General features: G+C 69.2%; 8 protein-coding genes. 3 read left to right on the top strand and 5 right to left on the bottom strand.

From position 1 onward, the window contains the following. Positions 1 to 4,176 (bottom strand): hypothetical protein, encoded by a 4,176-nt coding sequence (locus ACTWNK_RS02885; RefSeq protein ID WP_474301932.1) that lies wholly within the window; start codon positions 4,174 to 4,176, stop codon positions 1 to 3. Between the two features lie 505 nt (positions 4,177 to 4,681). On the opposite strand from ACTWNK_RS02885, the gene ACTWNK_RS02880 reads away from it, so the two are divergent. Continuing rightward, complete coding sequence (locus ACTWNK_RS02880; RefSeq protein WP_474301931.1) at positions 4,682 to 6,139, top strand: MDR family MFS transporter; 1,458 nt, start codon at positions 4,682 to 4,684, stop codon at positions 6,137 to 6,139. 74 nt (positions 6,140 to 6,213) lie between these two features. Here ACTWNK_RS02880 and ACTWNK_RS02875 read toward each other — a convergent pair whose 3' ends face one another. Together ACTWNK_RS02875 and ACTWNK_RS02870 are read right to left on the bottom strand one after the other, a co-directional pair. Next, a complete protein-coding gene (locus tag ACTWNK_RS02875; RefSeq protein ID WP_474301930.1) occupies positions 6,214 to 7,284 on the bottom strand; it encodes a phosphotriesterase family protein in 1,071 nt (356 codons plus the stop codon). After that, positions 7,281 to 8,309: a phosphotriesterase family protein gene (locus ACTWNK_RS02870; RefSeq protein ID WP_474301929.1), complete on the bottom strand. Its 1,029-nt coding sequence runs from the start codon at positions 8,307 to 8,309 to the stop codon at positions 7,281 to 7,283. The genes ACTWNK_RS02875 and ACTWNK_RS02870 overlap by 4 nt, the downstream gene beginning before the upstream one ends. Positions 8,310 to 8,889: 580 nt before the next feature. On the opposite strand from ACTWNK_RS02870, the gene ACTWNK_RS02865 reads away from it, so the two are divergent. Continuing rightward, complete coding sequence (locus ACTWNK_RS02865; protein WP_474301928.1) at positions 8,890 to 10,062, top strand: AAA family ATPase; 1,173 nt, start codon at positions 8,890 to 8,892, stop codon at positions 10,060 to 10,062. A 98-nt stretch (positions 10,063 to 10,160) separates the two neighbouring features. On the opposite strand, the gene ACTWNK_RS02860 is transcribed toward ACTWNK_RS02865, so the two are convergent. Then, positions 10,161 to 11,381 carry a MauE/DoxX family redox-associated membrane protein gene (locus ACTWNK_RS02860; RefSeq protein ID WP_474301927.1) on the bottom strand — a complete coding sequence of 407 codons (1,221 nt, stop codon included), beginning with the start codon at positions 11,379 to 11,381 and terminating at the stop codon, positions 10,161 to 10,163. A 30-nt stretch (positions 11,382 to 11,411) separates the two neighbouring features. Next, positions 11,412 to 12,386: a hypothetical protein gene (locus ACTWNK_RS02855; RefSeq protein ID WP_474301926.1), complete on the bottom strand. Its 975-nt coding sequence runs from the start codon at positions 12,384 to 12,386 to the stop codon at positions 11,412 to 11,414. 219 nt (positions 12,387 to 12,605) lie between these two features. Between ACTWNK_RS02855 and ACTWNK_RS02850 the strand changes: the two genes are divergently transcribed. Further along, positions 12,606 to 13,175 carry a SigE family RNA polymerase sigma factor gene (locus tag ACTWNK_RS02850; RefSeq protein ID WP_474301925.1) on the top strand — a complete coding sequence of 190 codons (570 nt, stop codon included), beginning with the start codon at positions 12,606 to 12,608 and terminating at the stop codon, positions 13,173 to 13,175.

Genomic DNA, 13,175 nt, shown 5'->3' with positions numbered 1-13,175 from the left:
CTACAGCCCGGTCGGCGCCCGCATGGTGTCGACCAGGCGCAGGCTGATCGACGGGTCGACCTTCACCGTCGCGGGCAGGAGGGCGTGCGACCTGGCCACGGTCAGCGCCCAGGCGATGAGAAGGCGGGCCTGCCTGGGCTCGATGTGGTCGACGAGTTCGGTGATCGCGTCGGCCAGGGAGTCGGGGTTGGCGATGGCACGGGCGACCTGCTCGGCGCGTTCGTGGTTCCCGGCACGGGCGTGGGCTCCGGCGATGCTGCGCAGGGCCTGGGCGTAACCGTCGGGGTCGCGGATGTAGCGCGCGGCGTACTCCGCGCGGTCGCAGTTCCCGGCATGGGCGTAGGCGTCGACGATACTGCGCAAGGCTTGGGCGTAACCGTCCCGATCATTGATGATGGCGGAGACCTTCTCGGCATCGCCGAGGCTCCCGGCCCAGGCCAGGGCTTCGACCAGGCCTCGCGAGACGCGATCCCCGTCGTCCTGGGCGGGAATCGACTTGAGCAGGCCCTCGGCGTTCTTGGCGATCCTCACCGCGCGATCGGCGTACCCCGCCTTGGCGACCCTTACCGCGCGATCAGCGTGCCCCACCTCGGCGACCCTCACCACACGATCAACATCCCCCGCCCTGGCGAGTGTCCCCGCCAGCCCGGTCAGCGCCCGAGCCTCCTGGTACGGATCGGCGAGCGCCTCGGCGACGAACTCGGCACGCAGCGCCGCCTTGTCCGCACGATCCACATTTCCCGCCCGGAAAAGCGCCCCGGCCAGGCTGCTCAGGGCCCGCGCACGGTAGTACGGATCGAGAATGGAGATGACGACGGTCTCGGCATGGTCCAGACGCCCGGCCTGGACCAGAGCATCAGACAGACTGCTCAGCGCCCGAGCCTGGTAGTCCAGGTCCCCGATGGTACGGGCGGCGGCCTCGGCCTGGTGGGCGACCAACTCGGCGCGGTCGGCGTGCCCGGTTCCGGCCAGGGCGACCAGCAGGCTGCCCAGCGCCAACGCCCTGTAGTACAGGTCGTCGACCGAGCAGGCGACCGCTTTGGCTCTGTCGATGTGCCCTGCCTGCGCCAGCGCGCCCGTCAGGCCGCACAGGATGCGGGCGCGGGAGTCCGGCTCGACGATGGTACGGGCGACGGCCTCGGCCTGGTGGGCGACCACTTCGACCCGTTCGGCGTGCCCGGTCCGTTCGAGGGCGACGGCCAGATTGGTCAGCGCTCGGGCCTGGTGGTAGGCGTCGCTGATGGTGCGGGCGACGTCCTCGGCCCGATGGGCCACCTTCTCGGCCTGACCGGGATGACCGGCCCGGGCCAGCGCGTCGGCCAGGCCGCTCAGCGCCTGGGTCCGGGCGAGCGGATCGCCGATGGCCTCGGCGACGACCTCGGCACGCTGGATCACCCACTCGGCATGATCGGCATGCCCGGCCCCGGCCAGGGCGACCAGCAGGCTGCCCAGCGCCTGTACCTGGGAGTACTGGTCGCCGATCGAGCGGGCGACGGTCTCGGCCCGCCCGAAACGCCCCGCCTTGACCAGAGCGACGGTCACGGCGCCCAGCGCCTGGGCCCGCGGGTCCAGATCGCCGATGGAACGTGCGACCGCCTCGGCCTGGTCGAACTGCCCGGCTCCGGCGAGGATCCCGATCAAGCTGTGCAGCGACTGGGCACGGTAGTACGGATCGCCGATCGAACGGGCGACCACCTCGGCACGCTGGGCCACCCACACGGCCCGGTCACGCTCCCCGGCCTGCAGCAACGCCCCGACCAGGCCGCCAAGAGCCAGAGCCTGCGTGTCCGGATCACCGATGGCGGAGGCGACGGCCTCGGCCCGGCCCAGATGACCGGCCCCGGCGAACGCGTCGGCCAGGCTGGCCAGCGCCTGGGCCTGCGAGTACGAGTCCTCGATCGAACCGGCGACGACCTCCGCCCTGGCGAGGTACCCGGCGTCGGCCAGCACTCCCACCAGCATGCTCAGGGCATGACCCCGATGGTAGGGATCGCCGATCGAACGGGCGACGTCCTCGGCGCACTCCCCCAGCCGCTCGGCCTCGTCGAACTCCCTCGCCCGGGCCAGCACGCCGATCAGGGTGCACAGCGCCCGAACCCGTGAGTACGAGTCGTCGATCGAGGCGGCGACGACCTCGGCACGCCGGACCACCCGCTCGGCATGCACATCACCCCCCGCGCCGAACAGCACCCCGATCAACCCACTCAACGCCCTGACCTGGAAGTACGGGTCCTCGATCAGGGCGGCGACCACCTCGGCACGCCGGACCACCCGCTCACCACGCGCACCACCCCCCGCGCCGAACAGCACCCCGATCAACCCACTCAACGCCTGGGCCTGGGTGTGCAGGTTGTCGATGGAGTGGGCGATGCTCTCGGCCTGGTCGAAGCACCCGGCCTGCCCCAGCACGCCCACCAGGCCGCTCAACGCCTGTGCCCGCAGGTGCGGATCGCCGATCGAGCACGCGACGTCCTTGGCGCACCGGGCCACCCGCTCACCGTGCTCGCCGTTCCCGGTCTCGAGCAGCGCCCCCACCAGGCCGCTCAGCGCCAGCGCCCTCCGGTACGGGTCGCCGATGGAGCTCGCGACGGTTTCGGCCCGCTCGAAACGCCCGGCCTGCCCGAGAACGCCCACCAGACCGCTGAGCGCCCGAGCACGGGAGTCGAAGTCGTCGATCGAACGAGCCACCGCCTCCGCCCGCTCGAAACGCCCGGCCTGCCCGAGAACGCCCACCAGACCGCTGAGCGCCCGAGCACGGGAGTCGGGGTCGGTGAGGGAACGGGCCAGCGCCTCGGCCCGTGCCAGGTTGCCGATCCTGGCCCACACCATCGGCAGTCCGGCCGGGATGTTGGCATTGCGGTCCCCCAGGAACTCCCGGGTCCACGCCAGCATCACCATCACGTCCAGATCGAGATCGTTCTGCTGCTCGGCCACCGTACGGCAGACGGCGATCTCCACCAGTGCCGCGGCGTCTCCGCCACTCATGTCCAGCATCCGGTCCAGTCGTGTGCGATCGGTGGCACATGTCACCATCCGCCCCAGATCACCGGCGGCGTACAACATCCGGTGGTACCCGTGCAGCAGGTACTCGGGGGTCCCGGCCGGCCAGCCCTTGGCCTGGTATCCCGCCGCCCAGGTGTGGATCCGCTGCCGGTAGCCGTCGACGGCGGCTTCGCCCAGTTCGCTGATCGCGGCGGCTCTGAGCTCCTCATGGGCCAGGATGAGGACGCCGTTCCCCTTCTGCGGGCGCCAGACGCTGTCGCGGTTGCTGAAGGTCCGTCCCAGCACCCCGCGTAGCTGCCGTTCGATGGCGGAGGCCGCGACACCGGTCAGCTCGGACAGGTCCTCCCTGCTCAGGCCGCCTCCGGCAACCGCGAGGAACCCCAGCAGGTCGCGCTCCGCCTGCCCGCCGAACAGCAGATGCGTGAGCTCGCGCTCGGCGTCGTCCCTGATCACCCGCGCCTCGGGCGAAGGCCTGAGCACACGTACGATCTCCCGATCGCGCAACGGATGCCGTACGGGCACGTCGGTGGGCACCGGAGGGCGCGGGCGGCCCGACACCACGACGCGTACTCCAGGCGGCAGGACCGCGGGCAGCAGGGCCGCGATGCTGTGCGCTCCCGGACCGACGCTCACCCCCAGGTCCTCGTCCAGCCCGTCGACCACCAGCACCATACGCTCGCCGCGCTCACGGCACCGCTCGGCCGCCTCCTCCACCAGCCTGGCGAACCACCCCAACTGCATGGCCTCGTACGGCAGGCCCGGCATCGGCTGGCCGACCAGTTCGGCCAGTTGCTCGATCACCACCGGCAGGAAGGCGCCGCGATCACTCTGACCGGCGTAGCGGGCGGTGATGAAGAACGACACGACGCGCACGCCCGGCGGCGGGTCCAGGACGAAGGCCGCCATCAGCGCCGACTTGCCCGCCCACGCCTCACCCTGCCACCACGCGTAGCCGTGCCTGGTGTCGTCGCCGGTGCAGAACGCGGCCAGTTCGGCCAGTTCGGACTCCCTCCCGAGCAGTTTCCACGGGAAGATCTGCTTCACCTGGTCGCGGTACGCGGAACACGCCAAGGGCGTGCTCGCCAGCACGATGTCGCCGTGGATGCTGCCGGTGTTGACCACACTCTGATCGCCGCCGCCTGCGTCGCCGGTGCCGCGGACGTTGTTCTTCACCCGGCCGTCCTCCGGCAGACCACGTGTGCCCGAGGCTGCGCCGAGCTCGATCCCTGAGGTGGCGTCTCCGCCCTCGGCATCGGTGTCCCTACCGCTCGCATCCGTACCCGGCTCGGCGTGAGCCCGCCGGGCCGTACCTCACCGGACCGCTGTCACCAGCCGCTGCGCCTGTCGGCACCCACTGATTTGGTTTCACATCAGGCATTGTCCGTGCTTACCACCACCAAACCTGACGAAATCCGAAAATCATTCCTTCCCTCTGGTCCCACGCGTCATCCGGGGTGATCTGGGCCTCCAGGATTTGCCCGGAGGCATTCTGCGGGTCTTCGCAGGTCTCGTTCTCGCAGGTCGTGGGCCTTGGTACGGCTGCCGCCGCCCGAAAAAGCAGATGACGGGCGCCCGGGGTTACCGGGAGGGTGGACGGGCTCGCTGAGTTTTGTCGGTGGCGGCCGTCAGGATGGGTCGCCCGACCACGTTGTGTCCGACGACCCCCGAACGAGGTTCCGTGTCCAGTCCAAAGCTCGACTCACCCGTCAAGCCCGCTACGACCGCGCCAGGCCGTACTCCGGCTGTGGTGCGGCTGCTGGTGCTCGCCGCCTTCGTGGTCATCCTCAACGAGACGATCATGATCAATGCGATCCCTCGGTTGATGACGGCGTTGGGCATCACCGAGCAGACCGCGCAGTGGTTGTCGACCGCCTTCATGTTGACCATGGCCGCCGTCATCCCGATCACGGGGTGGTTCCTGCAGCGCGTGTCCACCCGGCACGCCTATGCGACGGCGATGGGCCTGTTCCTGGTCGGTACGGCACTGGCCGCCGCGGCGCCGACGTTCGAGGTGCTGCTCGCCGCGCGGATCATCCAGGCGTCGGGCACGGCCATCATGGCGCCCTTGCTGATGACGACGCTGATGCAGGTCGTGCCCGAGAGCGACAGGGGGCGGGTCATGGGCAGCGTGACGCTGGCCATGTCGGTCGCCCCGGCGATGGGTCCGGCGATCTCGGGCGTCATCCTTCAGGCGGGGTCGTGGCGGCTGCTGTTCCTCGTGGTGCTGCCCATCGCCGCCTTGATCACCTGGGGCGGTCTGAAGCGGCTCAAGAACGTCGGTGAGCCGGTCTACAGCACGATCGACTGGTTCAGCGTGATCACCGCGGCCGCCGGTTTCGGTGGCCTCGTCTACGGGCTCAGCCGGTTCGGCCAGGGCAACGTCTGGACCGCCGTCGCGATCGTGACGGCCGGACTGGTCACCATCGCGATCTTCGTGTTCCGCCAGCTGGCGCTGCAGAAGCGCGACTCACCGCTGATGGACCTGCGCACGCTGCGGCATCGCACGTTCACGGTGTCGCTGATCCTGATGTCGGTGGCGTTCATGTCGATGCTGGGATCGATGATCCTGCTGCCGCTCTACCTGCAGAACGTTCGCGGGCTCAACGCGCTGGAGACCGGTCTGCTGGTGATGCCCGGTGGTCTCGCGATGGGTCTGCTCGGTCCGACCGTCGGGCGGCTGTTCGACAAGTACGGCGGGCGGGTGCTGGTCATTCCCGGCGCCGTCGGCATCACGCTGGCGCTCGCCGGGTTCACCCAGGTCACGATGACCATGCCGTACTGGCAGTTGCTCGGGCTGCACGCCCTGCTGATGGTGAGCCTGGCCGCGTCCTTCACGCCGGTGTTCACGCTGGGGCTGGGGGCGCTTCCTCCTCATCTGTACTCCCATGGGAGTTCGATCCTGAGCACGCTTCAGCAGGTCGCCGCCGCCTTCGGCACGGCGCTGGTGATCACCTTGATGAGCGTGCGCTCCGAGACGCTGAAGGCGGAGGGCGCCACCCAGGTGCTCGCCACCCTCGGCGGCATGCAGCTGGCCTTCATCGTCGGCGCCGTGCTGTCGGTCGCGGTGGTGATCACCGCACTGCTGCTCCCGGCCAGGGCGGAGAGCTCGGGCGAGCACGTGGGGCACGGGCACTGAGCGGTGGAGGGCGCGGCCGGCTGTCCGCGCCCTCCGCTGTTCAGAGCTCGTCAGTCGGCTCGTCAGTCGGCTCGTCAGTTCGGCTCGGCGAAGGTCAGGGCCTTGGCGGGGTTCTCGACCATGATGGTGTGGATGGCCTTGTCGCTCACGCCGAGGGTGCGCAGGGCCGGGAGGAAGTAGCGCGGGATGTAGTCGTAGCCCTGCCCGCCGTACCTCTTGAGTTGGATTTTCTGGCATACGTCGTGACCGAGGACGATCTGTCCGGCGTATCCGCGTTCGATGAGGCCGGCGACTCCGCGGGCGATCTTGTGGTCGCTGGTCAGGACGAGGTGGCCCCAGGGGCTGCCGGGCGAGGCGAGGAAGTCGAACTCCACGAACACCCCGCGTGCCAGCAGCCGATCGGCGAACGACGCGTCGCCGAGCACGTCCATGGCGTGGCCCATGACGATGTTCGACGGGGCGACGCCCTCCTCGTCGAGGATGTCCAGAACGCGAAACTTCTCCTCGCCGACACCGCCGAAGTGGAAGGTGATGGGGGCGCCGGTGATCCGGCTCGCCCGGCCACTGGCCCGGACCACCTTGAGCTCGTTCTCCGTCAGCGGGGCCGATTCGGCGCCGACCTCGCCGATCACCCCCGACCTGATGCCGGTGTCGCCGACGCCGACCGCGATGTCGCGCACGATGACGTCGGTGAGCTGGTCGACGTCACGTTCGGCCATGTCGGCCGGGTGGAAGGTGGGGGTGTACCAGCCGCCGCCCATGACGATGTTGAGCCCGCTCTCACGCGAGAGCCGCAGTAGCGACTCGGGGTCGCGGCCCAGGCCGATGGGCGAGACCTCGACCATCGTGCCGCCTCCGGCCTCGGCGAAGGCGCGTACCTCCTCCAGCATCTCCGTGAAGTCGCCCATCACGTCGTTGTCCGCGCTCGGACCGCCGTGCCGCACCCTGGCCAGGTCGCCGAGCGTGAGCGGCAGCGCGGCCTCGGGGGCGTCCTCGCCAGGACGGCGGAAACCCGGCGGGCGCCGCAGGTCGACGAAGATGTGCTCGTGCATGAGCGTCTCGCCGAGCGTCGAGGGATCGACCGGGCCGGAGACGGTGAGAGCCTGCCCGGCGATGTTCGGAATCTCGAACGCGTATCGGCTCATGAGCCCGCCTTCTGGGTGAGGAGTCGCTGGGGGTTTCGTACGGTGATGGCGGTGATGAGGCTTTCGTCCGCGCCGAACATCCCCAGGTACGGCACGAACTGCTTCAGTACGAATCCGTAGCCGCCTCCGCCGTACGCCAGAAGGTCCGACTTGGCCGAGACGTCGTGCGAGAGCAGGAGGTGATCGGTATGTCCTCTGCGGGCGAGTTCGAGCACGGCGGCGGCGACGTCCTGGTCGTCGGACACACTCAGCACCGAAGGCAGCCTGCTCAGACGGTCGAACTGGACGAACACCCCGCGTTCGAGGAGTGGTTCGAGGTCGTCCACACACGGTGACAGCGCGTCGCAGTGCCCGACGGCCACCCGCGTGAGGTCGGCGCCCTCGGCGGCGAGCAGGTCGAGTACGCGCTGCTGCAGGGCCGGGTCGTCGTTGCGGTCGAGCGAGATCGCGGCTCCCGTGGCGGCCGACGCCCGGGCCACGGCGATCAGGAGCGCCTTTTCCTCGGGTACGTCCGGGTCGAGCGCGGCGATCTCCCCGATGATGCCCGCGCGTATGCCGTCGACGCCTTCGGTGAGGTCGCGGATGAGCTCGTCGTGCGGTTTGTCGCCGTTCCGGGGGCGGTAGCGGCCCGTGCCCATGACGATGTGCAGGCCGCTCGCCTCGGCGATGCGCCGCAGGGCCGCCGGGTCGCGGCCGAGGTCCGGGGTCGTGAGGTCGACCAGCGTGCCGCCACCCGCCGACCGGTACGCGGTGGCCTCGGCGATCGCGAGGGATTCGTCGGTGAGGAGCAGGTTGTCGGGGTTCGGCAGGCCCATGGTGATGGCGCCGAGGTGGGCCATGGCGAGCGGGCGGTGTTCGGATGGACGGTGTTCGGATCGGGCGTGGTCAGGGGCGGTGAAGTCGCTCAGGAGGTGTTCGTGGGGAAGGACGACGCCGAGTGCGCTGGGGGCGACCTCGCCGGTGACGGTGACTACTGTCTCGCGCGATGCGCGCGGGGGTACCGCTCCTGCGGTCGGCTCGCTCATAGGCACATAGCAGATCATATATGATTGCTTGGCCTCAAGAGGGTTGGGGCTGCGGCCTCACGGGGTTTGGGCGCCTGTGATTGTAGGCGAGTGGGGGCTACGAGGCGCTGGGCGCCTAGGGCCGTAAGAGGGTTGGGGCTACGAGCCACAAGGGGCTGGGCGCCTATGGTCGCGAGAGGCTCTGGAGGCTTGAGGGGCTTTTGGGGATCGGCGCTCCCGGCTTGATCGAACACCCTCTCCCGCGGCTTGATCGAACACATGTCGAACGTGTGCGGGCCGCTCGCGACGTCGGATCACAGGCCTCTTTTCCCTGGCCACAGGGGCTGAAGGTGGCCAGGCAGGGGCGCTTCGCCCGGGTTACGAAGATCTTTACTCGAATCTATCGCGCACCTGTTCGATGCCGCGCTACAGTTCTGGGTATCAGATCGAACACGGGTTCGGACCCATCTGTGCAGGTGAGGAGGGCGGCATGTCGCTGGCGACCGTGGCGAGCATCCCTCCCCAGACACGCCGTAGCGCTTTCTTCGGAAATCTAAGACGGCCGCTATATCCGGCAATAAAGTCCGAGAGCGTGGACCCCGTGCGCAATCCTTACGCCCCCGGTGCGGGGCAGCGTCCCCCTGAGCTCGCCGGGCGCGATCGCGAGCTGCAGCAGTTCGAGATCGTGCTGGAGCGGGTGGCCCGTGGCCGCCCCGAGCGGAGCATGGTCGTCACCGGCCTGCGTGGTGTGGGCAAGACCGTCCTGCTCAATACGTTCAAGTCGATGGCGATGCAGCGGCTATGGGGCACCGGCAAGATCGAGGCCAGGCCCGACCAGTCGATTCGCCGCCCTGTCGCCGCCGCCCTGCACATGGCGATCAGGGAGCTGGCTCCGCGTCACCGGGCGCCCGAGCGCATCGAGGAGTTCCTCGGCGTGCTCAAGGCGTTCGCGATGCGCGATCCGGCCGCCGCCAAGGGCACGTCGCACTGGTCGCCCGGCATCGAGGTGCCCGCCAGCCGTGGTCGCGCCGACTCGGGCGACCTGGAGATCGACCTGACCGAGTTGTTCGTCGACGCCGCGAGTGTGGCGACCGATCTGGGCGTCGGCATCGCCCTGTTCATCGACGAGATGCAGGACGTGCAGGCGCCTGACGTCTCCGCCCTGTGTGCCGCCTGCCATGAGCTGTCGCAGACCGGCGGGCCGCTGATCGTGGTCGGCGCCGGGCTTCCCCATCTGCCCAGTGTGTTGTCGGCCAGCAAGAGCTACTCCGAGCGGCTCTTCCGCTATGCCCGGATCGATCGGCTCGACCGTGATGCCGCCGATCTGGCGCTGCTCGCCCCTGCGGAGAGCGAAGGGGTGGAGTTCACCCCCGAGGCGCTCGACGCCCTCTATGAGGCGGCCGACGGCTACCCCTACTTCGTCCAGGCCTACGGCAAGGTCGCCTGGGACTTCGCACCGCGCAGCCCGATCACCGTCGACGACATCAAGGTCTCGGCACCCGAGGCCGAGGAGGAGCTGGCCGTCGGCTTCTTCGGCAGCCGCTACGAGCGAGCCACGCCCGCCGAGCGTGACTACATGCATGCGATGGCCTCGATCGGCGACGAGCCGGTCGCCACCGCCGACGTGGCCGACGCACTCGGCCGCAAGCCCTCCAGCCTCTCGCCCGCCCGTGACAGCCTCATCAAGAAGGGGCTCATCTACAGCGCCGAGCGTGGGCTGATCGCCTTCACTGTGCCGCATTTCGGGAGGTTCCTACGTGCTCAGCCCGTCTGAGACGGCACTCCTAGTCCTCTATTGGGTTGTCTAGTGGGGAAGCTAGATAACCCAATAGAGTCAAATCAACGCGCCCTTCTGTAGGAATCTACGACTGTCTAGCGTCTTGCCGAGATGGCGATAGATTTCTGCAGAGTGTCGTTGCCCCCTGCCGCCTGGGGTGACGTCGGGGCTGCGGGGATGTCTGCCGGCGGGGCGTGTTCCGTGGTGGGGGTGCCGCCCTGCGTCCCCTGGGTTGGGCTGTGCTGGGCGTACTTCTTGTTGCCGTCGAGCGGGTCGAGGGGGTCGAGCGGGGGGCCGAGGATGGTCTGGCCTGGCGGCAGGGGTGGCGGGGTGTGCGCTTCGACGGAGGCGCGTTCCAGGGCGGCCAGCGCGACCGACGTGACCAGGGCGCGAGACTCAGGCGAACTCGGCGCCCCGTACAGCACCATCGACTCAGACTCCCCGGCCGAGGCAGCCGGTGGGTCGCCCATGACGGGTGCGGCCAGCAGTTCCCGGGTCCCCCGTGCGGGTCGCGGCTCGTTCAACGAGGCCGCCGCGGGCAGTGCGGGAGTCTCGGGCAGCGACGACTCCTCGACCGGCTGCGGCTCCAGCGCCTCCGACACCTGCGGGACCAACGACACCCGAACAGCCGGGCGTCTCCCGCTCAAGTACACCGCGAACACCACGTCGACCTTCTCCCCCTCGGCCGATACCCCGTCATAGACGAAGAACCGCCAGCACAGCTCACGCCAGCTGTCATACGGCTCGGCCGTACTCAACAGGGCGGCATGCGAGCGCCACGTCGTGCTGGCGCGGAGCCGGGTGAGGGCGACACCCGGGGAGGCGGAGCGGTGCTCGCACGGTGCCCGGTAGCGGATGCGATCGATGCCCTCCTCGAGTTCGGGAGAGAGTACGGCGATCGCCAGGACGCCGAGCGCCGTGAGCCATGACAGGGTCGGCCCGGCCGACCAGACCGACAGCAGCGACATGGCGGCCAGGACGACCGCCCTGCCGATCGAGCGCAGCCCGATGGGAGCCGCGCTGACCTCGCCGAAGCAGCCGCACCCGACGTCCGGCCGCCGCCTCCGCAGCTCAAGCAGGACATAGGTGGACATCGAGAAGAACGCGACCGCTCCCCAGCGGAAGAGTTCGAGCTCGCCGAACAGCAGTCCGGCGGCGATGACGAGCTCGCCGACCGCACACGCGTACATGGCCGCCGTCCTGAACCTGTCCGGCACCAGCACGGCAGGCCCGAGGCGGGTCAGGCCGCCTGGCTCCACATCCATGTGGGCGGTCGCCACCTTGGCGACGGCGCCCATGACCAACAGCGCGATCACGACGGGAAGCTGCGATCCGAGCAACGCCATTCACCCCATTCCGACCCGGGCATTGAAACACCCCTTGGTCAGTTCCCCACCTAATTCGACGAAGGAAGCGGGCGACAGCTCAAGAATCCGTCCCCGCGGTGACGTGCCACACTCCACACACCGGTCGCAGAAGCGCCCGGCCATACATCCACATTCGACGATCGCCACATTGCTCCCCTGGTCGGAGCAGACATTGCGAACATTGAGCAACGACCCGAGAGACAGGTACGGCAGGCCGACACACGACGTCTCGCCATCGGGGCAACCCGAATCGGAACGCTCCACCATCGGATAGGCGGCGCCACGCTCGCCCTCGTCGAAGGCGTCCGACCAGGTCGCCGTGCCCGAGATGCGGGACTGCATCCCGCTGTAGGCCGGAGGCGGCACGGGCACGGCGCGAGCCGGGTGGGCGGGCTGGGAGGCGGCGGGCAGCAGCGCCATCGTGCCGCCGTCGTACCTGAGGCCGATCGCATCGAACAGGAACCCAGGTTCGAACTGCGGATGCCGTACCCTGATCCGGCCCGTGGCGCGATACGGAATCACGACCGAGCGGCGGCCTCGATGGGGGCCGCAGTCAAGCTCGACGGTCAGATCGCGCCTGCCGCTGACGGCGAGGATGACCCCGGTGACCCGGGTGATGTCCGCCCAGATGCGTTCGACGACCTTGCCGCCGCGCAGCGTACGCATGGTCACGCGGGAGCCCGCGGGAAGATCGGCGGGAGGCAGGGCGCCGTCGCGCCAGGCCTCGGCCCAGGGGGCGATGACGAGCCGCTCCTGGACGCCTTCGACATTCTCGATCGTGATCAGATGGGGGCTGATGTCGAGGATCTGGCCGATCACGGCCTTCGGCGGGTCAGGGGGCGTACTGTCCTGATTCGGATCGGCCGGGCGGGGCTCGGGCCCGGGATGGCCGGCCTCACGTCCCAGCGCGGCAGCCGCCAGCAGGCGACGGCGCTCGATGTTCGGGTACGCCATCGGGCCCTCCTCTGTTGTCGGATACAGCCTCACATGAGAAGGCCGCACGCTACACAGTTCACCCCGGAAGAGAGCAAAATACCCATCCCTGGTGGAACGTGTAGACAACCACCGGTGGGCAAACCTGCCACCGATCTTGACCTTTCTTTGTCAGTGACAGCATGAATCATGGGTTCCAGTTCAGCCGGAACTGGGGCGACGGCTGCGATTCTGACGACGATGCAGACTCTCAGCGAGCTCCTCCACGAGAGCGGCGAGCCTCCCGGGCCCGCCGTACCTCAGGGCGCGGCCGACGACCAGGCCGCCGAGGAGTTCCGCGTGTACGTCCAGGCCCGGGGTCCGGCTCTGCTCAGGGCCGCGCACCAGCTCACCGGCCACCCGGCCGACGCCGAGGACCTGCTGCAGTCGGCGCTGACCAAGACCTACCTCGCCTGGGGCCGCATCCACGACAGAGCAGCGCTTGACGGGTATGTACGGCGAGCGATGGTCAATATCAACATCTCGCAGTGGCGGCGGCGCAAGCTGGAGGAGTACCCCGCCGAGGAACTGCCCGAGATCCCGGTGAGTTTCGCCAGGGACAGCGGCGCGGGCGATCTGACCGAGGTGCTCGAACAGGCACTCGACCGGCTGCCGAGCCGGATGCGGGCGGCGATCGTCCTCAGGTACTACGAGGACATGTCCGAAACGGAGGTCGCCAACGCCCTCGGCATCAGTGTGGGCACGGTCAAGAGCACCGTCTCGCGGGCGATGGCCAAGCTCAGGGGCGAGATCCCCCAGCAGCCGGGCTGA

It is taken from the genome of Nonomuraea sp. IBHARD001, assembly GCF_056106265.1.
The sequence above is the reverse complement of the archived record's forward strand: the minus strand, read 5'-3'. Positions and strand labels throughout refer to the sequence as shown.

Excerpts from the sequence above, each read along its gene's own strand:
- ACTWNK_RS02875 (WP_474301930.1), bottom strand. The coding sequence starts at position 7,284 with ATGAGCCGATACGCGTTCGAGATTCCGAACATCGCCGGGCAGGCTCTC.
- ACTWNK_RS02870 (WP_474301929.1), bottom strand. The coding sequence starts at position 8,309 with ATGAGCGAGCCGACCGCAGGAGCGGTACCCCCGCGCGCATCGCGCGAG.
- ACTWNK_RS02855 (WP_474301926.1), bottom strand. The coding sequence starts at position 12,386 with ATGGCGTACCCGAACATCGAGCGCCGTCGCCTGCTGGCGGCTGCCGCG.
- ACTWNK_RS02850 (WP_474301925.1), top strand. The coding sequence starts at position 12,606 with ATGCAGACTCTCAGCGAGCTCCTCCACGAGAGCGGCGAGCCTCCCGGG.